The organism is Streptomyces sp. NPDC051136, from assembly GCF_044455745.1.
Lineage (GTDB): Bacteria > Actinomycetota > Actinomycetes > Streptomycetales > Streptomycetaceae > Streptomyces.
In genome coordinates this window covers 747981-773883 of sequence record NZ_JBITFE010000001.1, presented here as the reverse complement: position 1 = coordinate 773883, position 25903 = coordinate 747981, and the positions used below count along the sequence as shown (strand labels likewise).

Here is a 25903-nt window from a genome sequence, read left to right as displayed (position 1 = left end):
GACGGCGTCACGCGTGGGACGGGCACCGGCGTCACGCGCCCGGCGGGCGGAACTGGGGTCCGTAGGTGCCGGAGCCGTCCGGGAGGTCCGTCTCCATCAGCTCCAGCGCGGGTGCTTCCAGCGCGCGCATCGTCCGGACGGCCGAGCGGAGGGTGCGTGCGTCGCCGTCGGTCCAGGCCGCCTCCAGGGTGCCGAGCACCTTGGCGTAGGCGGTGTCGAAGCGGTCGAGGAGGTTGCGGACCCGCTGCGGCGGGTCGGGCCAGCCGCCGGCCGGGACCTTGGCCATGGGGCGTGCGTCGGGGAAGGGCACGGGGGCACCGGTGAAGCTCCAGCCGTCGTCCTCCCGGCGCAGCTGCCGGCCGTGGTAGATCTCGCCGAAGGCGTAGTAGTGGGCCGGGTGGTCGTCGCCGAAGGAGTCCTCGGGGGAACTGGCGGTGCCCTCGCCCTGCTCCTTGATGATCGCGATCGCCCGTTCGACGCCGTCGAGGTCGGTCACGGGTTCCAGCACGTCGGAGCCGATGCGCTCGGACAGCTGTCCGTGGGCCGACAGTCCGGGCGCGGCGGAGCGGAAGGCGCTCAGCAGGTCGCTGTAGAAGTGGCCGACGCTGGGTGAGGCGTTCATGCCGCGGGCGAGGGGAGCCTCGGGGGCCTCGATCGCCATCATCACGTCGCGCACGAAGGGCCGGCTGAGCCCCGAGAGGTAGACCGTCACCCCCTCGCGCACACCGCCGGGCAGGGGGCCGGGATAGGCGGGGGCCGAGTCGGTGATCCGTGGCCGGCCGCCCACCGCCACCAGCAGGTTGCACACGACGCCCAGGTGGTACATCTCGTCGCCGACGATGCGCCGGATCAGCCGCGCGACATGGCTGGAGCGGTCGCCCACGGACCACCATCCGCACAGGTAGGGCGGGATCGTGGCGAGTTCGAGCGCCACGGCGACCTGCAGGGCCTCCCGCAGCCAGTCGACGCCGCGACCGCCCTTGGGGACGGCGAGCAGCTGGGCCACGGACCGGCAGCCGGACACGGCGCCCTCCGGCCGCCCCGCCGCGTGCGCGGAGGCGGCGGCCGGGAGGGGAGCGGCGGCCGTCAGAACGGCCGACGCCATGAAGGTCCTTCGCCCGAACGGGGCGCCCGTCCCCGACGATTCCTCGCGCACTCCAGTCACCCTTACTCCCTCTGCAAGCGGCGCCCGTCTCCGACCGAGACGTCCGCATTCCTCCGACGGCTGGCGAAACTAGCAGCGAAGAGGCCGTTTCCCGGGCGGGCGGCACGGAGCGGGGCATCCTCTACCCGGTCGGCCCTACCGGTGAGGGTCCGCACCGGTGCCGAGCGGCTCGCGTATCAACGACAGCAGCAGCGCATGGGTCTCGGCGTCGGCCGCGGCCACCAGACCCCGGCCCGCGGGACCAACCGGGGCGCCGTCGACTCCGGTGACGACGCAGCCGGCCGCCCGGCACAACGCGATCCCGGCGGCGAAGTGCACGCTCTCGGTGAGGCCCGTGCCGTCGGTGACGTAGGCGGCGCGTTTCCCGGCCGCGACCCAGGCCAGCGCGAGCGTCGTGGACACGACCCGCGGCCGCAGGCTGCGCCCGAACCCGGGGTGGGCGAGCAGGTCCACCGCGCGGAAGGCGGGCGCGCCGGGGAAGGGCGGGTCCAGGTTCACGTCGACCAGCCGGGTGGCCGCGGTGGGCACCAGGGGCGTGTCCCGGCCGTCGCGGCGCACCCGGGCCGTCTCGCCGTCGGTGAAGAAGACCTCGCCGCTGAACGGATCGGCGACGGCCGCGGGGCCGTCGCGCAGCGCCACGTTGACGGCCACCAGCGTGGTGCCGGCGGCGTAGTTGAGCGTGCCGCACAGGGGGTCCACGAACCACTGGCGCACCGCCCCGTCCGCTCCCTGCCGTCCGCCCTCCTCTCCGTGTACCGCGTCGTCGGGCCGGGCGGCGCGGAGGACGTCGAGGACCGCCGCCTCGGCCGCCACGTCGGCGTCGGTGGCGAAGTCCCCGCCGCCCTTGTCGATGCGCGTCAGCCGCTGCCCGTACCGGGTCCGCACGATCTCCGCACCGGCCCGGGCGGCGGCGATCGCCACGTCGGTGTCGTCCTGGCTCACAGGTGAAGTCGTCACGACTGTGCAGGGTAGACGGCGGGCCCGACCGACGACCCCACGACGGGCACCGGTTCACGGCAACCCCACTCTTGACACGGTCACGTCGACCGCTTGTATGGTCTAGTCCAACAGAACTCACCGCTCCGTTTACGGAGTTGAGCCTTGCCGGGGTCCCACTCCCCCGCGAGGACGGTGAGTGCGCGTCACCTTCGCGCCTCCTGGCCCCACCCACGAGAGGCCGTACCCCGGCGTGCGCGGTCACCCCCACACAGGACCGTGTGCACCCCGGACGGCCGGATGTGAAGGAGTTCCCCATGCACGCACGTCGGAAGACCGCTGCCCTGATCGGCGCGGTCCTCGCCCCGGTCGTCGCCGTGAGCCTGCCCGCCTCCTCGGCGAGCGCACACGGTTACATCTCCGACCCGCCCAGCCGCCAGGCCCAGTGCGCCGCAGGCACGGTGTCCTGCGGTGACATCACCTACGAGCCGCAGAGCGTCGAGGGCCCCAAGGGCCTGACCAGTTGCAGCGGCGGCAACAGCCGCTTCGCCGAGCTGGACGACGACAGCAAGGGCTGGCAGGTCACCCCGGTGCCGAAGAACACGACGTTCTCGTGGCGGCTCACCGCCCAGCACGCCACCAGCACCTGGGAGTACTACGTCGGCGGTCAGCGGATCGCCCTGTTCGACGACGGCGGCGCGAAGCCCGGCGCGGTCGTGAACCACCAGGTCGACTTCGGTGGGCTCACCGGCCCGCAGAAGGTCCTCGCCGTGTGGAACGTCGCCGACACGGACAACGCCTTCTACGCCTGCATCGACGTCAACGTCGGCGGCTGACGGGCCGGTCGGAGCAGACCGGAGCGACCGCACGCCTCCGGGACGGCGGTCGCTCCCCCCTCCACCGTTCCCACCGCGTCCCCCCACGAGCAGGAGTCGATACCGTGCAGCACCGCAAACTCGCACTGCTGGCCGCCACCGGCGCCGCGGCCGTCCTGTGCAGCCTGACCACGGCGCCGTCGGCGCTCGCCCAGAAGTCCGACAGCCGTACCGCCGCCGCGGAATTCGTGGTCAGCGAGAGCCAGTTCGACCAGATGTTCCCGAACCGGAACTCCTTCTACACGTACAGCGGTCTCACCGCCGCGCTCAGCGCCTACCCGGGGTTCTCGAACACCGGCAGCGACACGGTGAAGAAGCAGGAGGCCGCCGCCTTCCTGGCCAACGTCAGCCACGAAACGGGCGGACTGGTGTACGTCGTCGAGCAGAACACCGCCAACTACCCGCACTACTGCGACACCTCACAGCCGTACGGATGCCCGGCCGGCAACGACAAGTACTACGGGCGCGGGCCCGTCCAGCTGAGCTGGAACTTCAACTACAAGGCCGCCGGGGACGCCCTCGGCATCGACCTTCTGGGCAACCCCGACCTGGTCCAGAACGACTCGGCCGTGGCCTGGAAGACGGGCCTGTGGTACTGGAACACCCAGTCCGGGCCCGGCAGCATGACCCCGCACGACGCGATGGTCGACGGCGCCGGATTCGGGGAGACCATCCGCGCCATCAACGGCAGCCTGGAGTGCGACGGAGGCAACCCGGCGCAGGTCCAGAGCCGCATCGACAACTACGAGCGCTTCACCCAGGTGCTCGGCGTCGAACCCGGGGCCAATCTCAGCTGCTAGTGACCGGCGCCCGGCCGTCCGCCCCCTCGTCGCCACCCGAACGCCCGGCCGCGAGGGGGCCGTCGGCCGGTCCGGCACCCGGTTCGCCGAACCGGGCGAGTTCGTCGGCGTCCGGTTCCTCCAGGAGGAACCCGGCGCCGCCCTCCAGCATCCGCGCGATCTCTGCCGAGCGCGGGAGCATCGTCTTCTCGTAGGTGCGCACGGCGTCGTCGACGGTGGCCGAGCCGGCCAGGGCGAGCGCGAGTTCCGCGGCGTCCAGCATGGCGAGGTTGACGCCGACCCCGAGCGGGGGCATCAGGTGCGCGGCGTCCCCGAGGAGAGTCACCCCGGGTGTGTGCTCCCAGGTGTGCGGCACCGGCAGGGCGAAGAGCGGACGGTCGACATAGGCGCCGTCGTTCTCGGTGATCATCCGCAGTATCCGCGGCGACCAGCCCGCGTACTCGGCGACGAGCCGGGCGCGGATGTCGTCGGTGTCCTGCGGACGCAGCCCGCTCGCCGCCATCCAGTCGAGCGGCACCCGCCGCATGACGTAGACGCGCATGTGGCCGCCGCTGTTGCGCTGCGCGAACAGGCCGCGCTCCCCGTCGGCCACGTGTGCGCTGCCGCGCCCGACCAGCGCGGACAGCTCCGGGTGCGCGGTCTCCATCGCGTCGAACCGGGCCTCCAGGAAGCCGACCCCCGTGTAGCGCGGCTCGGCGTCGGACACCGCGGGGCGAACGCGGGAGAAGGCGCCGTCCGCTCCGACCACGAGGTCCGTCTCCACGGTGCTCCCGTCGGTGAACGTCAGGGTCCGTGGTCCGTCGGCGGATCCTCCCACCGACTCCAGGGTGTGCCCCCACCGCACCGTTCCGGGATCGAGCGAGCGCAGCAAGAGGTCCCGCAGCTGGCCACGGTCGATCTCCGGGCGGGCCGTGTCGCCCTCGGCCGGAAGGCGGTGTCCGAGGAGGCGCCCCGCGGTGTCGAGGCGGCGCTCCTCCTGGCTCTCGAACCTGGCGAGCGTGAAGAACTCCTCCAGCAGGCCCGCTTCCCGCAGGGCGCGCTGACCGTCCTCCTCGTGCAGGTCGAGCGAGCCTCCCTGGTTGCGGGCGGCGGCGTCCGGGTCGCGGTCGTACACGGTCGCCGCGATGCCGTGCTGCCGCAGGACACGTGCGCAGGTGAGGCCGCCCGGCCCCGCCCCGATGATGCTGATCCGCGCCTTCGCGGGTGTCGGAGAGTGCATGGCGTCTTCCTTCCGTCGGCGGTTCTTCCGCCACCACCAAAGCAGAAGTGAGTAAGAAACTGCAACTGTTCCAGTTTCTTACTCATGCCATTTCACTACTCACATCGATTACTGTGTGACTCCAGTCGTGCGGTAGGGTGGCGCTATGTCCGACTCACCGACCCCGGGCCGCCGCGAGCGCAAGAAGGCCGCGACACGGCAGGCCATCGCCGACGCGGCTCTGGAGCTTTTCCTGGAGCACGGTTTCGACCGGGTGAGCGTCCGCGACGTCGCCGAGCGGGCCGACGTGTCGACGACGACCCTCTTCGCGCACTTTCCGAGCAAGGAGGCGCTGGTCTTCGACCGCGAGGCGGACGTCGACGCCGCGCTGGCCGCCGCCGTCCGCGAACGGCCCGCGGGTCAGGGGGTGGTCGAGGCGCTCCGGACCCACGCCCTGGAGTCCTGGCTGCCGATCATGACCGATCCGCGCCGGGAGCGGTTCACGGCGCTGGTCGACGGCACGCCGGCGCTCCGCGAGTACGGGGAGCGCATGTGGATGCGGCACGCGGGCACGCTGGGTGCCGTGATCGCGGAGGAACTCGGGCGGGAGCCGGACGACCTGACGTGCGCGGCGCTGGCCCGTTTCGTCCTGGAGGTGCCGGCGCTCACCGCGGGACGGCGTGACCCGCGGGCGACCGTGGAGACGGTCTTCGATCTGCTCCTGAACGGTTGGCGGTCACAGACCGGCCCGGCGGCCGACGCGGGCGGCGACCACGTCCGCTCCGCCGGGCGCTGACTCCTCGGCTCACCCCCGCGAGCGGGCCCGCCACAGATCCCGGAGCAGAGCGATCTCGGCCATGTGGTGGATGAACTCGAGGCCGGATCCCGCCACGACGACGATGTAGGGGTCGTCGGGGTCCGAGCCGTACGGGTACTGGGAGAAACCGACGGTGTCCAGCTGCTCGTCGGTGACGGACGCGACGTCCTCGCGCCAGCGGTCGATCAGCGTCCAGAACCGATCGAGTGCCAGGTCGGCGGAGGGGGTGAAGTCGACCAGCAGATGCGGGTCCTGCCGCCGTTCACCGAAGGTCCACTCCCACTGCCCCGCGAAGCAGGAGTGCAGGTGCGCCAGCCGCCAGGCGATGGTCGTGACCGGCGTCGTGTCCGGCTCGGGCGTGCCGGTGTGGGCGAGGACCTCCTCGACCCGTGCGACGGTCACGCTCCAGTCGTCGGCGATCTTCGCGACCGGCATGCCCCCGGCGGCCTGCCGGGCCACCTCGGCGTACTCGCTCGCGGGAATGTCCGGGGCCCCCTTGTCGAGCACCCACTCGCCGGGCCCGTACGCCCTGGGCGTCACCGCCTCGCCGCGGCGCCGGACCGACCAGCACCCGGCCACCGGTTCCCACAGGTGCTCCTCGTCCCCGAGTCCCGCCATCCGTACCTGGGCCATCTCCCTGGCCTGGTCGAACTGGTCGAGCAGCAGGCCGAGTCGGTCCGTCCGCGCGCTCTCGGTCCCCATGCCCGGCTCCCTTCGCGGTGCGCTCCGCGCCGCCCGTCCGGCGCCGCGGGGGACACTAGCGGCTCGCGGCACGCGCACGCGAACGATTTCCCGCAGGACCGCCGCTCAGGAGTCGACGGACCCGGCCAGCGAACGGGGGCGCAGGTCCGTCCAGTTGGCCTCCACGTACGCCAGGCAGGCGTCCCGGGTGTTCTCCTCGAAGGCCACGGTCCATCCGCCGGGCACCTGCGCGAAGGACGGCCACAGCGAGTGCTGTCCCTCGTGGTTCACGAGAACGAGGAAACGGCCGTCGGCGTCGTCGAACGGGTTGGTGCTCATGCCCGGTACCTCCCGGAGGATTAGGTTAGGCTCGCCTAATTATCGCTGAGCCTAACCTTCCGGTGTTCCGCTCCACAAGGAGACGCGCATGGAGTTGACGGGCCACGAGCCCTTCGCCGCGTTCGGGGTGCCCGGCGCCCCTGGCACGGAAGCCTTCTGGGCGGACGCGCGCTCGCCCGCGTCGGTGCCGGACGGCGACGGCTGGAGGACCCTGTTCCTGCGTCGCGGTGGCGAGGCTGCGGTCATCGGCTTCGAGAGCTGGTCGGACCCGGTGCCACTGCGCCGGTGGGGCGCCACCGACTGCTGGTACGCGACGGTGCGCATGCCCGCGCGGCTGCGTGTGACGTACCAGTTCCTGGCCGGCGACGCGGCATACGCGGACCCGTGCAACCCGGACGGCGCGGGCGGCGACCGGTCCGTCGCCTCGACCCCCGACGCGCCTCCCCAGCCGCACTGGCCCCCGGTCGGCGCGGACGACGTCCTGCCCCTGCCCCGGACCCGGCTGCGCTGGACGAGCGAACGGCTCGGGGGCCGGCGCACCGTCCGGGTCCACGCGGCCGGCGGGGGCGGACCCGTGGTGCTGCTGCTGGACGGGGACGACTGGCTGTACCTGCATCCGGCCACCGTCGCGTTCGACTCGGCCGTCGCGAGCGGTGAGATGCCCCCGGTCACCCTGGTGTTCCTGCCCGCCAAGGACCGCGCGGCCGAGTTCGGGTGCCGGCCCGGTCTGTGGGAGGCGGTGCGGGACGAACTGCTGCCCCTCGTGGCGGAGTGCGGTGTGCCGGCCGACCCGGCCGGGCTCGTGGTGGCGGGACAGAGCCTGGGCGGGCTGAGCGCGCTGTACGCCGCCGTGGAGTTCCCCGGTCTGGTGACGCGGGTGGCCTGTCAGTCGCCGTCGTTGTGGTGGACACCGACGGCCGCGGATCCGGCGGACCCGCTGGGCGGTCCGACCGGCGGAGCCCTCGCGGACCGCCTGCGCGGGCGTCCCGACCTGTCCGGACTGCGGGTCGCCTTCGACGTGGGCGAGCACGAGACGCGGATGCTGCCGCACTGCGCCCTGGTGGAGGAACTCACCGAGCGGGCCGGGGCGACCGTGCGGGTCTCCCGGTCGGCGTCGGGCCACGACCGGGCGGGCTGGCGGCACGCCCTCCTGCGGGACGTGGCCTGGACACTGGGCCGGGACGTCCCGGGACACGCGTGAGGGTGGGCGGCACGCAGCCGCCCACCCTCAGCACCGGGACGTCCTCAGCTCTGCGGACGCCTGCCGTGGTTGGCGCCGTTCTTGCGGCGGGCCTTCTTCTTGCGACGTCGTTTCGAGGACATCGATACCTCCTTGGTGCTCGTGTTTCCACGCTTTGCACCGGATTGTCGCCACCGGTGATCACAGTGCCCCTTTCCTGGCGAGGCCCGGGGCAAACCTCCGGCACGGCGGCACCTTGTCATCTGGTCACCTGGTCACCGCCAGGCGGTACTCCTCGTCGGTGGCCAGGAGGCGGCGGTGGGTGTCCTCGGCGGTGACGACGCCCTCGTCGAGGACGAGCACCCGGTCGGCGGCGTCCAGCAGGGCGGGGCTGCTGGTGATCACCAGGGTGGTGCGGCCCCGGCGCAGTGCGGCGACGCCCCGCGCGATGAGCTGTTCGGTGACCGCGTCCACGGCCGTGGTCGGGTCGCGCAGCACCAGGACGTCGCTGTCGGCGGCCAGGGCGCGGGCCAGGGAGAGCCGCTGGCGCTGCCCCCCGGAGAGGTTGGCGCCCCGGTCGCGCACCGCGTGGTCGAGCCCTTCCCGGTGCAGGGCGACGACGTCGGTCAGCATCGAGGCCTCGACGGCCTCGGGGACCCTGCGGCTGGTGCCCGACGGGTCGATGTTGGACCGCAGGGTGCCCGCGAAGATCTCGCCGTCGTACGGATTGACCAGCATGTGCTCGCGGACCGCCGCCACCGCCAGGTCCGCGAGGTCCCGACCGCCGAGGCGCACCGTCCCCTCGTACGCGTCCGGCGGGACCTGGAGCGCGAGGACCTCGGCGAGTTCGGCCGCAGCTCGGGGCTGGTAGGCGGCGACGGCCACGAACTCGCCGGCCCGGACCCGGAAGCGGACCTTGCGCAGCGTCCCGTGGCGGACGCAGTCGACCTCCAGGTCGGTGCCCCGGACCGGCCGCCCGGTCCCCGGTGTCGTCACCGCGGGTGCCGCGAGGACCAGCGCCATCCGCTCGGCGGAGGCGCGCGCGATCATCACGTACTTCGGCATCTCCGAGAACAGCTTCAGCGGTTCCATGATGAACTGCGCCAGGCCCACGGCCATGACCAGCTCACCGATGGTGATCCGCCCCTCGAAGGCGAGCCACCCCGCCGTGAGGGTCACGGCGGCGGCGAGGACCGCGTTGAGGGCGAGCGCGGTGCCCGCGTAGACGCCACCCACCCGCGCCACCGTGACGGACTGGCGCCTCGCCTCGGTGCTGACCCTGCGGTAGGAGCGGAAGGCCGCGTGGTTGCCGCCGAAGCCGTGCAGCGGGCGCAGGCCGATGATGAGGTCGGCGACCTTGGCGCCCGCGCGCGCCACCCGCGCCTGCTGCTCACGGGTGCTGGAGCCGATGCGCCGGGACATCACGCTGAGGACGGACAGGATCGCGACGGTTCCCACGATGACCAGCAGCCCGAGCCGGAGGTCGGCCAGCCCCAGGGCGACCGCGGCGATCAGCACCGCCACGAGCGAGCTGATCAGCAGCGGCACGACCTCGATGATGTCGGCGGTCTGGTCGGCGTCCTCGGTGGCGATGGTCAGCACCTCGCCCGACTTGAGGTCGACGTCCCTGGCCACCGGCTGGAGCCCGGTCCCCGCGACCCGGACCCGCCAGTGGTGTGCCTCGGTGGTGTTGGCCTTCTGCAGGATCCGCATGCCGAACCGCCAGGACAGCGACACGGTCGTGATGATCACCGCCAGCGCGGCGACGGAGAGGCCGAGCGCCTCGGGGCTCCGGTGGCGCATGGTGTGCTCGACGATCAGGCCGAGCGCGATGGGGAAGGCCGTCTCACCGGCCTGGTAGAGGCCCATGAGGACGGTGCCCCAGGCCATCGCGCCGACGTTGCGCCGCAGGGCGGTACGGAGGATGTCGGACCCCGTGCGGGGCCGCTGGGTGTCAGGAGTGGTCATCGAGGTGGTGGGCAATCGCTTCCGGGGTTCGCAGGGTGATCAGATCGCGGACCGTGATCACTGGACCGTACTCCCGGCGGAGCAGCCCGGTCAGCCGGACCGCCAGCATGGAGTGCCCGCCGAGGGCCGTGAAGTCGCTCACGGCGCTCACCTCGTCGTCGTCCAGGTCCAGTGCCTCGGCGAAGAGTTCGCACACCGTCGTCTCCGTCTCCGTCTCCGGTGCGCGTTCCGCCGCCGTGGTGAGTGCCCCGAGCGGTTTGGCCTCGGGGAGCGCCTTGGTGTCGGCCTTCCCGTTCACCGTCAGCGGGATGCGGTCGACCCGGGCGTAGTGGGTGGGGCGCAGGAAGTCGGGGAGCGCGGCGCCGACCTCGCCGGCGACCTCGGCGAGTTCGGCGCCGTCCAGCACGAGGTAGGCGGCCAGCCGGTGGGCGCCGTCGACCTGCGGGTCGGGCTGGGCGACGGCGGCGACGAACCGCACCGCCGGGTGCGCCGCGAACACGGCCTCCACCTCGCCGAGTTCCACCCGGTGGCCCCGGATCTTGACCTGCTGGTCGGTGCGGCCCAGGTACATCAGGTTCCCGTCGGGCCGCCGCACCACGAGGTCCCCGGTGCGGTACATGCGCTCGCCCGGGGCGCCGAACGGGCAGGCGACGAAGCGGTGCGCGGTCTGGGCGGGCTGCCGGAGGTAGCCGCGTGCGATGCCGATGCCCGCGACGTACAGCTCGCCGGGGACGCCGTCGGGCAGCGGCCGGAGCCAGGGATCCAGCACGTACACGTCGGTGTTGTCGATGGCGACGCCCACCACCGGGTCGGGGCACTCGAACGTGCCGACGCCGAGGGTGTTGATGGTGTACTCGGTCGGTCCGTACAGGTTGTACCCGACGGTGCCCTCGGTCTCGGCGAGGCGGCGCCACAGGGCCGGGGTGACGGCCTCGCCGCCCAGCAGCACCAGCGCCGGCCGGCGGGCCGGGTCGTCGAGCAGGCCCTCGGCGACCAGTTGCTGCGCGTAGGTCGGGGTGACGTTGACGACGTCGATCCCGTGCTCCGCGCAGTACGCGACCAGCCGGGGCGCGTCCCGGCGCAACTCCTCGTCGCAGATGTGCACTTCGTGGCCGTCGGCGAGCCAGAGCAGTTCCTCCCACGACATGTCGAAGGCGAAGGACACGGTGTGGGCGATGCGGAAGGTCCGGTGGCCGTGGTCCGCCAGCACCGGCTCGAAGATCCGGCGCCGGTGGTTGACCAGCATGTTGGTGAGTCCGGCGTACTCGGTCACCACGCCCTTGGGCCGGCCGGTCGAGCCGGAGGTGTAGATCGTGTACGCGGGGTGCCTCAGCCGGTCCGGGTCGTCCGGCGCGAAGGTCGTGAACGGTTCGGCGTCCGGGAGCGGGCGGTCGAGTTCGATCAGGTCCCCGGAGAGCCGGTGTGCGACCGCGCTGACGGTGAGGACGACACGGGGGCGGGCGTCGGCCACGATCGCCGCGATCCGCTCGTCGGGGTGGTCAAGTTCCAGGGGCACGTAGGCGGCGCCGGTGCGCAGCACGGCGAAGAGGGCCACGATCGAGTCGAGGGAGCGCGGCAGGGCGATGCCCACCGTCGTCTCCGGACCGATGCCGCGCCGCACCAGTACGCCCGCCACCGCTCGGCTGCGGTCCCTCAGCTCGGCGAAGGTCAGGGCCGCGCCGTGGGCGACGAGTGCCACTCGCCCGGGTTCGCCGTCCGCCGCCCGGTCGAACCGGTCGACGACCGTGTCCGTGCCGACGTCGGTGCGTTCACCTGCCTCCGGGGCGGGCACGGGGCCCGGCAGGGCGCCGAGGGGCCCGTCGGAGGCGGTCAGGTCCTCCAGGACGCGCAGATAGTCGTCGAGGAGGCTCCGGGCGCCCGCGGTGTCGTGGTCGCGGTACTCCAGTTTGACGGTGAGCCGGTCGCCGGGGGTGACCACCCACGTGAACGGGTAGTGGGTGGAGTCGTCGGCCCGCACCGAGGTGATACCGTGCCGGGCGTTCATCTCGGCGAAGGCGTCCAGGTCCAGGAAGTTCTGGAGGACGAACAGGTTGTCGAACAGGGTGTCGTGGCCGGCGGCCCGCTGGATCTCGCCGAGCCCGAGGTGCTCGTGCTCCATGGCCTCGACCCGGGCCGTCTGCACGGACGTCAGGTAGGCGCGCACCGTGTCGTGCGGCCGGGCGCGCGTCCACATGGGCACGGTGTTGAGCAGGACGCCGACCACGTCGGACAGTCCTTCGCCCTCCCGCCCCGAGACGGTCACGCCGAAGACGGCGTCGCCGCGGCCGGTGCGGGCGCCGAGGAGGAGGCCGAACGCGCCGGTCAGCACGGTGTTCAGGGTGACGCCGTGAATCCTGGCCACCGCCTTCAGCGCCTCCGACTGCTCGGTGGTCAGAGTGCGCACCAGTGCGCGCGGCAGGTCGTCGGGGAGCGCGGGCGCCGGCCCGGCGAGCAGGGTGGGGCCGGTCAGGCCGGCGAGGTGCCGGGCCCAGAAGCGTTCGGAGGGGGCCGGGTCCCTGGCGGCGAGGGCCCGGGCGTGGTCCTCGAAGCCGGGACCGGCGGATGCGGCGTCGAGGGGCGCGCCGTCGAGGACGGCACGGTAGGCGTCGAACAGGTCGCGCAGCACGATCTCCCTGGACCAGCCGTCCCACAGCAGCAGGTGGTAGCTGAGGAGCAGTCCGTCGCGGTCGCCGGGCAGGCGGACCACGGTCAGCCGGATCAGCGGCGGCTCGCCGGGGTCGAAACCCGCCTCCCGGTCCCGCAGCCGCAGGGCGTCGGCCTCCGCGTCCGTCGCCGCGCCGACCGTGCGGACGGTGACCCGCCGGCCGGCGGAGAGGACCTGGACGGGACTGCCGTTCTCGTCCGTGGTGAAGCCGGCCCCCACGGCCGGGTGCCGGGCAATGACGTACGCCATCGCCTCGGCCAGCGCGTCGGCGTCGAGGCGCCGTTCGAAGGTGAACCAGCTCTGGGCGACGTAGTGCCCGGCCGGGCCCGTGAGCTGGGTCTGGAAGTACAGACCTCGCTGGAGGGGGGTGACCGGCGCCGTGCGTTCCGCGGTGGCGGAGGCGTCCGCGAGGTGTTCCAGTGCGCGCAGCCAGTGCTCGGTGATCTCGTCCGGAACGCCTTCGGCGAGGGTGAAGGTGGCGTGCAGGCTGCCGGTGGCGGCGTCGGTCCAGGCGTCGGCCTCGACGGCGTACGGGCTGCCGGGCCGGTCGCCGCCGGTGAGCCGCGGCGCGTCGGACTCGTGGCCCCGTCCCAGGTAGTTGAAGAGCACCTGCGGGTGGGCGGTGCCGAGCAGCGGCGCGGTCTGCGGGTTGAGGTACCTGAGGCCGCCGTAAGCGACGTGGGCGCGTTCGTCCGGCTGGCGTTCGGCGACCTCGCGCGCCGCGGCGACGGGGTCGGTGTGCGGAGTCAGCCGTACGGGTGCGATGGCGGTGAACCAGCCGACGGTGCGGGTGTAGTCGTGGTGGTCTAGGGCGGGGACCCTGCCGTGCCGTTCGAGGTCGACCGCCAGATCGGTGGGTGAGGGCTGGATGCGGGTGAGCGCGGTGCGCAGCGCGCCGCACAGCAGCTCGGTGAGTCCGAGGCCCAGCGCGGAGGGTGCGGTGCGGGTGACGCGGTCGCTCACCCCGGGTGGGAGGACGACCGTGCGCTCGCGCCTGCTGCCGGCGGTGGGCAGCGGCGTGGGGGCCCCGAGCGTGCTGATCCAGTGGGCCAGGCCGTCGGCCTCGTGGGCGGACCGGTGGGTGAGGGCCCGGGCGTACTCCGCGTAGGGCGTGGTCGGCGACGCCGGGGCCGCACCGCGCAGGACGTCGGCCAGGTCGTCCAGCAGGATCAGCCAGGACACGGCGTCGACGGCGAGGTGGTGCACGGCGACCACGAGGGTGCGGCTCGCCTCCAGCCAGGTGAAGGCGACGACCTCGCCGGCGCCGGGGTCGAGGCGGCCGGCCGCGTCGTCGGCCGCGCGCGCCGCATCGGTCCCGCTCCCGCGGACGACCGTGACCTCGCGGTCCGGTTCCGTGATCGGGGACCAGACGCCGTGCTCGACGCGCAGCCGCAGTCGCAGCGCCGGGTGTGCGGCGACGACGGCCCGCGCGGCGCGCTCCACGTCGGGCAGTTCGGTCCCGTCGGGTGCGGTCAGCGTCCTGGCCTGGGCGAACCGGTGGAGCGATCCGCCCAGCTCCCGCTGGCGCAGCATGATCGGTGTGGGTGGCAGCGGGCCGTCCTCGTGACGGGCGGGTGCGGGGGACGGCTCGGCACTGGGGGCACGCGCCGCCAGGTGTGCGGCGAGCGCGCGGGGCGTCCTGAGCAGGAACACGTCGCGGGGCGCGATCGGCAGGCCGATCGCCCTGGCCCGGTTGATCACGGTGATGGCGACGATGCTGTCGCCGCCGGCGGCGAAGAAGTCGGTGTCGGCGTCCGGGGCGGAGCCGGGCAGTGCCCGGGCGAAGAGGTCGACGAGGGACGCGAGCACGGCGTCGGGCCCGCCGTTCGGCGCCTCGCCCTTCGCGTCCGGTGTCCGGGCGGCGCGTTCGGTGAGCGCCCTGCGGTCCAGTTTGCCGTTGACCGTGAGCGGCAGGGCGTCCACGGTCAGCACCAGGCCCGGAACCATGTGCGGGGGCAGCTTCGCCGAGAGGAGCGCGGTGAGGTCGTCCGGCACCCGGCCCACGACGTGCGCGACCAGGTGGTCCTCGCTGTCCGCCACGGTGACGGCGGCGTCGGCCACACCGTCGAGGGCCCGGATCGCGGACTCCACCTCGCCCGGCTCGATCCGGAACCCCTTCAGCTGCACCTGGTCGTCGGCGCGGCCCACGAACTCCAGCTCGCCGTCGAGCGTGCGGCGGGCGAGGTCGCCCGTGTGGTACATGCGGGAGCCGTCCGCCCCGAACGGGTCGGCCACGAACCGGGCCGCGGTCAGTCCCGGCCGGCCCAGGTAGCCGAGGGACACCTGGTCGCCCGCGACGTAGATGGCACCCACGCGGCCGGGAGGCACCGGGCGCAGCCGGTCGTCGAGCAGGTGCGTGACGAGGCCGGGGACCGGGCCGCCGATGGGGCTGGTGGTGGCGGCGCCGGGCGCGAAGTCGGCGTCGGTCAGCACCCGGTGGGTGACGTGGACGGTGGTCTCGGTGATGCCGTACATGTTGACCAGCTCGGGCGCGGCGGTGCCGTGCCGGTCGACCCAGTCGCGCAGCCGCCCCAGGTCCAGCGCCTCGCCCCCGAAGATGATCCGGCGCAGTGCGGGCAGCGGCGTGCCCGCCCGCAGGTCGGCCTCGGCGAAGGGGTAGAACGCCGACGGGGTCTGGTTGAGCACCGTCACGCCGTGTTCGCGCACCAGGCGGTGGAAGTCGACCGGGGAACGGGTCAGTCCGTACTCCGGCACCAGCAGCTCACCGCCATGCACGAGCGCGCCCCACAGCTCCCAGACGGCGAAGTCGAAGGAGAAGGAGTGGAACTGGACCCACACGTCGTCCGGGCCGAAGCCCATCGCGGGACGGGTGCGGGCGAGCAGTGTCACGACGGCGGCGTGCGGGACGACGACGCCCTTGGGCCGGCCGGTCGATCCGGACGTGTAGATCACGTAGGCGGGGTCGTGCCATCCGGCCGCGGGCCCCGGTTCCCGGACGGCCGGCGTCGGCTCCTCCTCGGGTACCAGCACCCGGGCCGGCACGCCCGCGCGGTTCAGCAGCCGGGTGAACCGGTCGCGCTGTTCCCGGTCGACGAGGACGACCTGCGGGGCGGAGTCGGCGAGGACGTACTCCAGGCGTTCGTCCGGGTAGGCCAGGTCCAGCGGGACGTACGCCCCGCCGGCGCCGACGACGGCGACGAGGGCGACGACCTGCTCGACGGAGCGCGGCAGGGCGACGGCGACGCGCCGGCCCGGACCGGCCCCGGCCGCGCGCAGGACGGCGGCCAGCTGGTTCTTGGCTTCGGCCAGTTGGCCGTAGGTCAGGGAGCGGGTGGCGCCGTCCAGGGCGCACTGGGTGACGGCGGTGGCCGACGGGGCACGCCGTGCCGCGGCGTCGAAGAGGTCGCCGAGCGTCGCCCGGGTGACCGGCCCGGTGTGCCCGGCTTCTCGGTGTGCCAGGTCGGCGGCCGGGGTGTCCGGCCGGGTGAGCAGGCCGGTGAGGTTCCGGGTGAACGTGTGCAGGATCTCGCGGACGTGGGTCTCGCGCAGCAGCCCGGTGTCGTGGATCAGGTTGAAGCGCGGGCGGCCGTCATGTGTGCGCTCCACGACCAGGGTCATCGGGTAGTGCGGGGCGCCCTCGTTGACGATGTCGGTGACGGCGAGCGTGTCGCCGGGTCGCCGCAGCGCGTCCACGTCGGTCGCCACGTCGAACACCACCAGGGTGTCGAAGAGCGTGCCGGTGCCGGACCGGCGGGCGATCCGCGCCAGCGAGACGTGCTGGTGCGGCAGGACCGCGCTCTGGTGTGCCCGGACGGCGGCGAGCAGGTCATGCGCGGTGGTGGTGGCGGTCCACCGGGCGCGCAGCGGGACGGTGTTGATGAACAGGCCCACCATGTTCCCGATGCCGGGCACGTCCGCGTCGCGGCCGGACACAGTGGAGCCGAACACCACGTCGTCGCTGTGCAGCATGCCGCCGAGGGTGAGGGCCCAGGCGCTGTGCACGGCCACGCTCAGCGGCACACCGGCGGCGCGGGCCGCCGCGTCGACGTCGGTGTCCGCCGTCACGGCGACGTCGGCGAACCGGTCGGAGGGCGGGTGTCCCTCGGCGATCAGCGAGGGGCCGGCGAGCCCGGCCAGCTGCTGGTCCCACACCCGGTCGCTCGTGTCCTGGTCGCGTCCGGCGAGGCCGCGCACGTGGTCGGCGAAACCGCCGAGGGCGTGTCCGGAACCGGGTGCGTGGTACTCGGCCAGCAGGGTGCGCAGCATGGGCGGCACCGACCAGCCGTCGGCGATGATGTGGTGCACCGTCTGCACCAGGACGTGCCGGTCCGCTCCCGCCCGGACGAGCGTGTACCGCATCAACGGCCCGGTGGCCAGGTCGAACCCGGCCCTGCGGTCCCGCTCGGCGAGGGCGCGGATCTCGTCGTCGCCGATGTCCGGGCGGTCCAGGACGGTGAAGGGCGGCACGGCGCCGCTCTCCAGCACGCTGACCACCCGGCCGTCGGACAGGGCCACGAAGCGGGCGGCGAGGTTCGGGTGGAGGGTCAGCAGGCGGGTGGCCGCGGCCGCGAGCCGCTCGGGGTCCACCTCGCCCTCCAGGGTCAGCAGTTGCTGCTCGACGTAGCTGCCGGTGGTGTCGTCGTCGTAGACGGAGTGGAAGTACAGGCCCTCCTGCAACGGGGTGAGCGGGAGGATGTCCAGCAGCGCCGGGCCGTCCAGGGCGTCGACGTCGGCCTGGGTGAGCGTCAGCGGGCGGAAGTCGCTGGGCGAGTGGCCGCCCCGGTCGAGCGCGGCCAGGCCGGTGAGGGCCTCCTGGTAGTAGGTGCCGAGGGCGGTGATGTCCGCGTCGGTGAACATGCCGTCGGGCCAGGAGAGGGTGGTGACCAGCTCGTGAGCGCCGGTGGGGGCGGGTTCGGCGATCGCGTTGAACTCCAGGGCCCGGGGCAGGCGCATACGAGGGTCCCGCCGCTCCCCCAACTGATCGGTGGTGTGCGCGAGTTGCCAGTCGGCTGACGAACCCGCCTCGAAGCGTCCCAGGTAGTTGAAGAGCACCTGCGGCGCGGGTGCGTCGAAGGCGGCCTGGGCCAGATGGCGCAGGGCGCCGTAGGAGACGCCGTGGTCCGGGACGCGCGCGAGGTCTTCCTTGACCGCCTTGAGCGCGGCGGCCAGGTACGCGGGTGCGGTGAGGTCGGGTGCCGGGCCGGGGTCGACGGTGACCGGGAAGAGGGTGGTGAACCAGCCGACGGTGCAGGAGAGTTCGGGTTCGTAGCCGGCGGTCGGCGCGACGAACCGCGGTTCGCGGCCGTGGCCCTCGAGTTCGATGTGCGCGAAGGTCTGGTCCTGGCCGAGGTCGCGGCGCCACCGGGCGAGGGCGACGGCGAGCGCCGTCACCAGGACGTCGTTGACACCCGCGTGGAACGTGGCGGGTGTCCTGCCGAGCAGCGCGGCCGTGGTCGCGGCGTCGACCGACACGGTGCGGACGCGCTCGCGTGCCACGGTGTCGCCCTCGGACAGGGCCCGTCTGCCCAGCGGTCGGTCCGGCCCCGGCAGCGGGCGCCGGAAGCAGGTGCTGTCCGCGTCGAACGCGGCGCGCTCCAGCAGTTGGGTCCAGCGCCGGAACGACGTCCCCACCGGGGGCAGTTCGACGGGGGCTCCCGAGGCGTACTGCCGCCAAGCGGTGGCGAGGTCCTCCATCAGGATCCGCCAGGACACGCCGTCGATCACCACGTGGTGGACGACGACGACCAGTTGGCGCGCCGCTCGTCGCCAGACGGCGTGCACCATCGCGCCGCCCGTGGGGTCCAGTGCCTCGGTGGCGAGGGTGACGCACGCGTCGAGCGGCTGGTCGCTGTCCTGCCATCGGGCCGCGGCCGCGACGGTGCGGGCGTCCGCCTCCGGGATGTCGAATCCCCAGCGGTCGCCGCGGACGAGTCGGGCGCGCAGCATGGCATGCCGCTGGACGAGGGCGGCGAGGATCGTGTCGAGGGCGTCGGCGGTCAGGGTGGCGGGCGTGTTGAGCACGACGGACTGGACGAAGCCGTCGATCGCGTCGGTGGTCTCGCCGAGCCACTGCACGACGGGTGAGCCCACGACGGTTCCGGTCGCCACGTCTCGGTGGTCCACGGCCGTGGTGTCCTCGCGGCTCGCCACCGCCGCCAGCGCGCCCACCGTGCTGTGGGTGAAGATCTGCCCAGCCGTGACGTAGAGGCCCGCGTCGCGCAGTGCGCTCAGCAGCGAGATCGCCAGGATGCTGTCGCCGCCCAGCTGGAAGAAGTCCTGGTCGACTCCGACCCGGTCCAGGCGGAGCAGCGTCGCGACCGCCGCGCACACCGCGCGCTCCTCGTCGGTGGTCGGCGGGGCGGCCGGGGCGGCGTCGACGACGGGCTCGGGCAGTGCGCCGCGGTCGAGCTTGCCGTTCGCGGTGAGCGGGAACTCCGTCATCACGACGACGTGGGTGGGCACCATGTACTCCACCATGTGCGCCCCGGCCCATGCCTTGACGTCCTGCGCGCGCAGGTCCTCGTGCCCGGCGGCCGGGATCACGTATCCGACCAGGTAGGTGCCGCCTGACGCGTTCTTCTTCGCGACGACGCAGGTGTGCCGCACGTGGGGGTGTTCCGCGAGGCCGACCTCGACGTCCTCGATCTCCAGCCGCATGCCGCGGATCTTGATCTGGTTGTCGGCGCGGCCGAGGAAGTCGAGCGAGCCGTCGGGGGCGAAGCGCGCGAGGTCGCCGGTGCGGTACAGCCGGGACCCGTCGTCCGCGAAGGGGTTCGCCACGAACCGGGACGCGGTCAGCCCGGGCGCGTTCACGTATCCGCGGCCCAGCAGCAGTCCGCCCGCGTACAGTTCGCCGCCGACGCCGACCGGCACCGGGCGCAGTTCGTCGTCCAGGACGTACAGCTGGGTGTTGGGGTTGGCCCGGCCGATCGACGTCGACAGGCGTTCGGCCGCTCCCCGGTAGACGACGTGCGAGACGCCGATGGTCGTCTCGGCGGGGCCGTAGCCGTGGTACAGGGGGATGTCGAGCCGGGTGCGGAAGCGCTCGTAGAGTTCGGGCGTGAGCACCTCGCCGCCGCACCAGACGTGCCGGAGGCTGTCGAGGCGTCCCGTGTCGCCCGCCATCTCCAGCAGGACGTCCAGCATGGACGAGACGAGGTAGGTGAAGGTGACGCGCTGTTCGGCGATCACGCGCAGCAGGTGGTGCGGGTCGCGTTCGCCGCCGGGCCGCAGGACCACGAGTCTGCCGCCGCTGACGAGGGGCAGGAAGATCTCGTTGATGGAGATGTCGAAGGACAGCGGCGCCTTGAACAGGGACGCGTCGTCGGGTCCGAAGTGAAGGATCTCGTGGATCTGCCACAGCAGGCGCTCGCTGATCGCCTCCTGCCGGATCATGGCGCCCTTGGGCCGTCCGGTGGAGCCGGAGGTGAAGATGACGTAGGCCAGGGCGTCCCCGGGGGCGGTGACTCCGGTGTCCTCGGTGGGGTGGCCGTCGAACCGCCAGTCGCCGAGGTCGACGGCGACGGCCTCCGGTTCGCCCGGGGCGTGCTCGCCCGTGGAGTTGAGCTGCAGGACGACCCGGGCGTCCTCGACGACGACGGCCCGGCGCTCGGCGGGCCAGTGCGGGTCGAGCGGGACGAAGGCGCCGCCCGCCTGGAGCACGGCCAGCAGGCCGATCACCATCTCGGCGGAGCGTTCCAGGGAGATGCCCACCATGTCTTCGGCGGTCAGGCCGCGGGCGATCAGGTGGTGGGCCAACTGGGCGGACAGCTCGGCCGTCTGACGGTACGTCAGGGTGCGACTCTCGTCGGTCACGGCCACGGCGTCCGGCCTGGCGCGGGCCTGTTCGCGGAACATCTCCACCAGGGTGGGACGCACGCGGTCGGCGCCGGTGTCGTTCCACCGGGCGAGGTCCGCCAGCCGCGCCGCGGGACCGGACGGGCCGACGGTGCCGAGCGGCCGGTGCGGGAACTCGGCCAGGTCGTCCAGGGCGAGCCGCGCCTCGTCCGGTGCGACACCGTCCGGGAGGGTGATGCTGCGGCCGTCGGCGGCGACGTGCCAGCCACTCGGTGCGCTCCCGCCGTTGTCGGCCCAGGCGAGCACGTCGGTGAACAGCGTGCCCGGGGTGAGGTCGAGGCCGGCGGGGCTGCGGCCCGCGGCCCAGTACGCCAGGGCGATGGCGCACGCCTCGGCGACGGCCCGGTCGCGGTGGTCGCCGAGGCGCCGGCGCATGTCGGTCAGGTGCCCACGGGAAAGCCGGACGAGAGAAGCGGTCGGTTCCATCATCGAAGACTCAACGCCCCTTCCAAGGAGTGAAGGCAGGCTAACCTAACTTAGGCACGCCTAACCATCCCCTCGGCTGCCCTGCCGCCAGGCCCGCCACAGCCGTGCGTAGCGTCCGCCCAGGGCCACCAACTCCTCGTGCGTGCCCTCCTCGACGACTCGTCCCGCGTCCAGGACGGCGATCCGGTCGGCGGCCATGGCCTGCGTCAGGCGGTGCGCCACGAACAGCGTGGTACGGCCCGCGCACGCCGCCAGCACGGCCCGCTCCAGCTCGGCGGCGCCTTCGCTGCCCGCCTCCGCGGTCGACTCGTCGAGGACGACCACCGGTGCCCGGCCCAGCACCAGCCGGGCCAGCGCGATCTGGGCGACCTTGGTCACGTCGAGGCGCTCGCCGCCCTCGCCGACCGGGGTGGCCAGGCCGTCGGGCAGGGCGTCGACCCACGGTCCGGCGCCCACCGTGCGCAGGGCCGCCATCAGTTCGCCGTCGGTCGCGTCGGGCGCGGCCAGCCGCAGGTCGTCGGCGAGCGGCCCGGAGAACACGTGGGTCTCCTGGGTCAGGATGCTCACCAGGGCCCGCGCCCCGGCCTCGTCCAGTCCGGCCAGGTCGGTCGGCCCGACGCACACCGATCCGGCCTGCGGGGTCCCGATGCCCGCGACCAGCGCGGCCAGCGTCGTCTTGCCCGCGCCCGTGGCACCCACCAGGGCGAGCGAACCACCCGCCGGGATGGTCAGGTCGACATCCCTGAGGACGGGCTTCTCGGCGCCCGGGTAGGTGAACGTGAGGCCCCGCACCGTCACCGGGTGGGGGCCGGCCGCCGCGCCGCCGGCGGACGCGTCGCCCACCAGCCGGTCCTCCGCGTCCTCCCCCAGCACGCCGACCAGGCGGGTGAGGCTCGCACCCGACTTCTGCGCCTCGTCGAAGGTGAACATGATGGCGCCCAGCGGGGTGAACAGCCGGTGGAACAGCAACGGCGCCGCGGAGACCTCTCCGAGGGTGGCCGCGTCCGCCTCCAGGAGCGCGTAGCCGACCACGATGATGAGGGTCAGTCCGATGAACTCGGCGCGGTTCTCCCGCCCGACGAAGCGGCCGAAGAACCGGAACACCTCGATGCCGAGGTCGCGCACCCGCCACGACTCACGGGTGACCCGGTCGCGGAAGGCGTCCTCGAGGCGGTAGGCGCGGACCGTGTCGATGCCGTTGAGGCCGCTGATCAGAGCCTGCGCCCGGTCGGCCTGGGCCCTGCGCTGCTGCTGGTACAGCGGGGCCGACCTGGGCAGGTACCAGCGCAGCGCCAGCGCGTACGCGGGCAGTGCGCCGGCGCCCGCCAGACCGAGCCGCCAGTCGAGCCCGAACATGCCGGCCGTGGCGATGACGACGAGGACACCCGCCGAGAACACCGTGGGAACGGCCGTCCGGATGCCGTTGGAGATCACGGCGACGTCGTCGCCGACCCGGGACAGCACGTCTCCGCGGCCGACCTGCTCGACGCGGGCGCTGGGCATGCCCAGGACCGCACGGACGGCGCCCTCCCGCAGCCGGGCGAGCAGGTCGGCGCCCAGCCGCCCGATCAGGTAGGTCGACACCGCGGTCGCCGCCGCGCCGAGCAGCGCCGCGGCGGCCATCAGGGTCCCGATGGTGACCAGGACGGACTGCGACTCGTCCCCGGCCACCGCGTCGACCACGCGGCCGAGCAGCAGCACCGGCAGCACCTGGAGGGCCGCTCCGGCCACCGTGGTGAGCACCGTGGTGGCGCTCAGCCACGGCGCCTCGCGGCAGTGGACCGCGACCCACCGGCCGGCCTCGCGACCGGTCGCCGTACGCAGCACGGCCGGGGCCGCGGCGCCGCGGGTGTCGGTGACGCTCACACCTGCCCGGCCGACTTGACGAGTTCGTCGACGGCGTACGGCATGGACAGCAGGGTGCCCTGGGAGATGGCCGCGCCGACCGCCGGGCCCTCGCTGTCCAGCAGGTAGGTCACCTTGCCGTTCTTCACGGCGTCGAGGTTGGTGAACAGCTCGAACTTCTTCAACGCGTCCTGGTCCGCCCGGTCGTTGATGACGAAGACGCGGTCGACGTCGACCAGGTCGACGCGTTCGGGCGAGAGTGTGGTGTAGAAGTCGCCGCCGGCGACCTCGTCGATCTTGGTCTGGTACTTGAAGCCGATGCCCGTCAGCAGGCGTCCACGCACGTCGGTGGAGGTGAAGGGGGCCACCGAGTCCTTGTACCAGGAGAGTGCGACGGCGGTCTGGTCCGCGAACTCGGGGTGCGCCTTCTTGGCCGTGTCGAGCCTGCCCTGGATGTCGGCGACCATCTTCTCGCCCTCCTCGGCCTTGCCGAGGGCCTTGGCGATGTGCAGGGCGTTGTCCTGCCACGGGGCGCTGAACGGCTCCTTCTCCGCCTTGGTGCGTCCCACGGTCGGCGCGATCTTGGAGAGCTTGTCGTAGGCGGCCTGGTCGACCTCGGAGTACACCGCGATGATCAGGTCGGGGCGCAGCGCCGCGATCTTCTCGAAGTTGGGTCCGGTGTCACCGTTCTTCATGATGACCTCGGGCTCGGTGTCGCCCCACTTCTCCTTCACCCACGGCCACTGGGTGTTGATGTCGGGGCTCTGACCGGCCGGGTTCGGGTACTGGTCGACCATGCCGACGGGCTTGATGCCGAAGGCCAGGACGGTCTGGTCGTCGGTGTAGCCGACGGTGACGACCCGCTCGGGCGCCTCGGCGACCTTCGTGGTTCCGAACGCGTGCTCCACGGTGACCGGGAAGGCGCCGGCGGCGGCCGGGGTGCCGCCTCCGCCGTCGTCCGCCGAGTCGTCCGACTCGGAGCCGCATCCCGCGAGGAGGCCGACGCCGAGCACGGCGGCCGACAGGACCGCCGCGAGTCGTCGTCGGGGCCGCATACGCGTCGTTCTGAGGAGCATCCGGAGATCCCTTGCTGTCGCGCCGTCCACTGCCCCCCGTCCGAGGGCAGCAAACCCTACCGCGCCTGAGTGAGGTTAGCCTACCCTCACTGCTGCAACTCCGGTGCCGGACGGGCCGGTTCGGCGTGAGTGCGCCCGATCGGTACGACGAGAGGACGGTCGCCGACCGGATCGTCGATCACCTTGGCGCGCAGTCCGAACGCCTCGTGCAGCAGGTCGGCGGTGACCACGTCGCGCGGGTGCCCCTGGGCCAGGATCGCGCCCTCTTTCATGACGACGAGGTGGTCGCTGTAGCGCGTGGCGAGGTTGAGGTCGTGCAGCACCATGACCACGGTGCGCCCGGACTCGTGCAGGTCGTCGACCAGGTCGAGCACGTCGATCGCGTGGGCCAGGTCGAGATAGGTGGTCGGTTCGTCCAGCAGGAGCAGGTCGGTGCCCTGGGCCAGGGTCATCGAGATCCAGACGCGCTGGCGCTGTCCGCCGGACAGTGAGTCGACCGGACGGTCCGCGAGGTCGGACACCCCGGTCATGGCGAGGGCCCGCCGTACGACGTCGGCGTCGTCCGACGACCACTGCCGCAGCCAGCTCTGGTGCGGGTGCCGGCCCCGGGCGACCAGGTCGGACACGGTCAGCCCTTCGGGCGCCACCGGCGCCTGGGGCAGCAGGCCGAGCTTCTTCGCCACGTCCCGGGTCCTGAGCGCGGCGATGTCCTCGCCGTCCAGGACGACCGTGCCGCCGGTCGGCTTGAGGAGTCGCGACAGGGTGCGCAGCAGGGTCGACTTGCCGCAGCCGTTGGGTCCGACGATCGTGGTGATCACGCCGGGCGGGACGGTCACGTCGAGATCCTCGATGACGGACCGCGCACCGTAACCGACGCTGACGCCCCGGGCCGCCAGGCGTGAGGCGCCGTCAACTCCCGTCCCGGTCCCGGTGATGGACTGAACGACCACAAGGCCCCCTCGATTAGGCTCGCCTTACTTTGTACCAGCTATCGGCGGTTGGCCCGCACCAGCAGGTAGACGAGGAAGGGGCCGCCGATGGCGGCGGTGACCACGCCGACCGGGAGCGAGACCGGCAGGGCGGTGCGGGCCACCAGGTCGGAGCCGGTCAGCAGCACCGCCCCCACCAGGCCGGAAGCCACCAGCGGCGGGGTCGGGCACCTCGCCAGCCGCATCGCCACCTGCGGCGCCACCAGCGCGACGAACGGCACCGGGCCCGCGGCGCTCACCGCCACGCCGGCCAGCAGCACCGCGCACAGCAGCAGCGCAGCGCGCACCGCGCCGTACCGGACGCCGAGACCGGCGGCGACCTCGTCCCCGAAGTGCAGCGGCTTGAACTGGAAGGCGGCACAGGCCACGACGACCAGCAGGGCCGTCGTGACCCACAGGGCGACGTGCACCTCGTCCCACGACCGGTTGTCCAGCGAACCGATCAGCCACGCCTGGGCCCGGGCCACGTCCCGGATGTCGGCGGTGACCAGCAGCCAGGTGGTGGCCGCCTGCATCACGGCGTTGACCGAGATGCCGATGAGGATGAGCCGGAAGCCGTCGATCCCCCGGCGCCACGCCATGAAGTACACCAGCAGGCCGGTACCGAGGCCGCCCGCGAGGGCCGCCGCCGACAGGCCCACGGAGTCGGTCACGGCCGTCGCGGCACCGCCCGACACCGTCACCAGGAACACCGCGACGGCCCCGGCGCCGCTGGTGATGCCGAGGACGTCCGGACTGGCCAGCGGATTGCGGGCGATCGACTGGGTGAGGGCGCCGGACACCCCGAGCGCGACGCCCACGACGAGCCCGGCGAGGGCCCGGGGCATCCTCAGGTCCATGATCACGAACTCGTCGACCTGCTCGCCCCGGCCGACGATGGTGGCGAGGACCCGGGGCAGGCCGATGGGGAAGTCCCCGACGCCGATCGACAGGCAGAAAAGCAGGAAGCACGCCACCGCGAGGAGCAGCGTGACACCCGCGGTCCAGGGCCGCCACACGAACGACACACCGCCGAACCGCACCCCCGGCGCCACCGGGGCCCGCACGTCCGCCTTCACGTCCACCCCCGCATCCGCCCCGTCCACCGCCGTGTTCGCCCCCTCCGCCGTCATGTCCGCCACGTCC

16 protein-coding genes are annotated in these 25903 nt (G+C 73.1%); 4 read left to right on the top strand and 12 right to left on the bottom strand.

Annotated elements, in window-relative coordinates; all coding sequences use genetic code 11:
* Positions 1–31: 31 nt before the first annotated feature.
* A complete protein-coding gene (locus ACIBCJ_RS03355; protein WP_362505914.1) occupies positions 32–1105 on the bottom strand; it encodes a ferritin-like protein in 1074 nt (357 codons plus the stop codon).
* 195 nt (positions 1106–1300) lie between these two features.
* Positions 1301–2122: an inositol monophosphatase family protein gene (locus tag ACIBCJ_RS03350; RefSeq protein WP_365978642.1), complete on the bottom strand. Its 822-nt coding sequence runs from the start codon at positions 2120–2122 to the stop codon at positions 1301–1303.
* Positions 2123–2418: 296 nt separating this feature from the next.
* Between ACIBCJ_RS03350 and ACIBCJ_RS03345 the strand changes: the two genes are divergently transcribed.
* Entirely contained in the window at positions 2419–2937 is a 519-nt protein-coding gene (locus ACIBCJ_RS03345) for a lytic polysaccharide monooxygenase auxiliary activity family 9 protein (protein ID WP_133884708.1), read from the top strand.
* Between the two features lie 104 nt (positions 2938–3041).
* A complete protein-coding gene (locus tag ACIBCJ_RS03340; RefSeq protein ID WP_362505923.1) occupies positions 3042–3776 on the top strand; it encodes a chitinase in 735 nt (244 codons plus the stop codon).
* Here ACIBCJ_RS03340 and ACIBCJ_RS03335 read toward each other — a convergent pair.
* The gene (locus ACIBCJ_RS03335) at positions 3766–4995 is read right to left on the bottom strand and encodes an NAD(P)/FAD-dependent oxidoreductase (RefSeq protein ID WP_365978643.1); all 1230 of its coding nucleotides are present in this window, start codon (positions 4993–4995) and stop codon (positions 3766–3768) included. The genes ACIBCJ_RS03340 and ACIBCJ_RS03335 overlap by 11 nt on opposite strands.
* A 145-nt stretch (positions 4996–5140) precedes the next feature.
* Between ACIBCJ_RS03335 and ACIBCJ_RS03330 the strand changes: the two genes are divergently transcribed.
* Positions 5141–5770 carry a helix-turn-helix domain-containing protein gene (locus tag ACIBCJ_RS03330; RefSeq protein ID WP_362098138.1) on the top strand — a complete coding sequence of 210 codons (630 nt, stop codon included), beginning with the start codon at positions 5141–5143 and terminating at the stop codon, positions 5768–5770.
* 9 nt (positions 5771–5779) lie between these two features.
* Here the strand turns inward: ACIBCJ_RS03330 and ACIBCJ_RS03325 are convergent, their stop codons facing one another.
* Together ACIBCJ_RS03325 and ACIBCJ_RS03320 are read right to left on the bottom strand one after the other, a co-directional pair.
* Entirely contained in the window at positions 5780–6493 is a 714-nt protein-coding gene (locus tag ACIBCJ_RS03325; RefSeq protein ID WP_362098135.1) for a DinB family protein, read from the bottom strand.
* Between the two features lie 105 nt (positions 6494–6598).
* The gene (locus ACIBCJ_RS03320) at positions 6599–6811 is read right to left on the bottom strand and encodes an MbtH family protein (protein WP_362098132.1); all 213 of its coding nucleotides are present in this window, start codon (positions 6809–6811) and stop codon (positions 6599–6601) included.
* 88 nt (positions 6812–6899) lie between these two features.
* Here ACIBCJ_RS03320 and ACIBCJ_RS03315 point away from each other — a divergent pair, with 88 nt between their 5' ends.
* Positions 6900–8012 (top strand): alpha/beta hydrolase-fold protein, encoded by a 1113-nt coding sequence (locus tag ACIBCJ_RS03315; RefSeq protein WP_362098128.1) that lies wholly within the window; start codon positions 6900–6902, stop codon positions 8010–8012.
* Positions 8013–8056: 44 nt separating this feature from the next.
* Here ACIBCJ_RS03315 and ACIBCJ_RS03310 read toward each other — a convergent pair whose 3' ends face one another.
* The 7 genes from ACIBCJ_RS03310 to ACIBCJ_RS03280 all read right to left on the bottom strand — a co-directional run bounded on the left by ACIBCJ_RS03310 (position 8057) and on the right by ACIBCJ_RS03280 (position 25890).
* Positions 8057–8134, bottom strand: coding sequence for a 50S ribosomal protein bL37 (locus tag ACIBCJ_RS03310; protein WP_372486533.1), 78 nt, complete (start codon positions 8132–8134; stop codon positions 8057–8059).
* A 124-nt stretch (positions 8135–8258) separates the two neighbouring features.
* Positions 8259–9959 (bottom strand): ABC transporter ATP-binding protein, encoded by a 1701-nt coding sequence (locus tag ACIBCJ_RS03305; RefSeq protein WP_362098125.1) that lies wholly within the window; start codon positions 9957–9959, stop codon positions 8259–8261.
* On the bottom strand, positions 9946–20871 hold the full coding sequence (locus ACIBCJ_RS03300; RefSeq protein WP_365978644.1) for an amino acid adenylation domain-containing protein: 10926 nt from the start codon (positions 20869–20871) through the stop codon (positions 9946–9948). The genes ACIBCJ_RS03305 and ACIBCJ_RS03300 overlap by 14 nt, the downstream gene beginning before the upstream one ends.
* 57 nt (positions 20872–20928) lie before the next feature.
* The gene (locus ACIBCJ_RS03295) at positions 20929–22734 is read right to left on the bottom strand and encodes an ABC transporter ATP-binding protein (protein WP_365978645.1); all 1806 of its coding nucleotides are present in this window, start codon (positions 22732–22734) and stop codon (positions 20929–20931) included.
* The gene (locus ACIBCJ_RS03290; protein ID WP_362098116.1) at positions 22731–23789 is read right to left on the bottom strand and encodes an iron-siderophore ABC transporter substrate-binding protein; all 1059 of its coding nucleotides are present in this window, start codon (positions 23787–23789) and stop codon (positions 22731–22733) included. The genes ACIBCJ_RS03295 and ACIBCJ_RS03290 overlap by 4 nt, the downstream gene beginning before the upstream one ends.
* A gap of 86 nt (positions 23790–23875) precedes the next feature.
* Complete coding sequence (locus tag ACIBCJ_RS03285) at positions 23876–24739, bottom strand: ABC transporter ATP-binding protein (RefSeq protein ID WP_362098113.1); 864 nt, start codon at positions 24737–24739, stop codon at positions 23876–23878.
* A 38-nt stretch (positions 24740–24777) separates the two neighbouring features.
* A complete protein-coding gene (locus ACIBCJ_RS03280) occupies positions 24778–25890 on the bottom strand; it encodes an iron ABC transporter permease (RefSeq protein WP_365978918.1) in 1113 nt (370 codons plus the stop codon).
* Between the last annotated feature and the right edge of the window lie 13 nt (positions 25891–25903).

Excerpts from the sequence above, each read along its gene's own strand:
- ACIBCJ_RS03355 (WP_362505914.1), bottom strand. The coding sequence starts at position 1,105 with ATGGCGTCGGCCGTTCTGACGGCCGCCGCTCCCCTCCCGGCCGCCGCC.
- ACIBCJ_RS03345 (WP_133884708.1), top strand. The coding sequence starts at position 2,419 with ATGCACGCACGTCGGAAGACCGCTGCCCTGATCGGCGCGGTCCTCGCC.
- ACIBCJ_RS03335 (WP_365978643.1), bottom strand. The coding sequence starts at position 4,995 with ATGCACTCTCCGACACCCGCGAAGGCGCGGATCAGCATCATCGGGGCG.
- ACIBCJ_RS03330 (WP_362098138.1), top strand. The coding sequence starts at position 5,141 with ATGTCCGACTCACCGACCCCGGGCCGCCGCGAGCGCAAGAAGGCCGCG.
- ACIBCJ_RS03325 (WP_362098135.1), bottom strand. The coding sequence starts at position 6,493 with ATGGGGACCGAGAGCGCGCGGACGGACCGACTCGGCCTGCTGCTCGAC.
- ACIBCJ_RS03320 (WP_362098132.1), bottom strand. The coding sequence starts at position 6,811 with ATGAGCACCAACCCGTTCGACGACGCCGACGGCCGTTTCCTCGTTCTC.
- ACIBCJ_RS03315 (WP_362098128.1), top strand. The coding sequence starts at position 6,900 with ATGGAGTTGACGGGCCACGAGCCCTTCGCCGCGTTCGGGGTGCCCGGC.
- ACIBCJ_RS03310 (WP_372486533.1), bottom strand. The coding sequence starts at position 8,134 with ATGTCCTCGAAACGACGTCGCAAGAAGAAGGCCCGCCGCAAGAACGGC.
- ACIBCJ_RS03305 (WP_362098125.1), bottom strand. The coding sequence starts at position 9,959 with ATGACCACTCCTGACACCCAGCGGCCCCGCACGGGGTCCGACATCCTC.
- ACIBCJ_RS03300 (WP_365978644.1), bottom strand. The coding sequence starts at position 20,871 with ATGATGGAACCGACCGCTTCTCTCGTCCGGCTTTCCCGTGGGCACCTG.
- ACIBCJ_RS03290 (WP_362098116.1), bottom strand. The coding sequence starts at position 23,789 with ATGCTCCTCAGAACGACGCGTATGCGGCCCCGACGACGACTCGCGGCG.
- ACIBCJ_RS03280 (WP_365978918.1), bottom strand. The coding sequence starts at position 25,890 with ATGACGGCGGAGGGGGCGAACACGGCGGTGGACGGGGCGGATGCGGGG.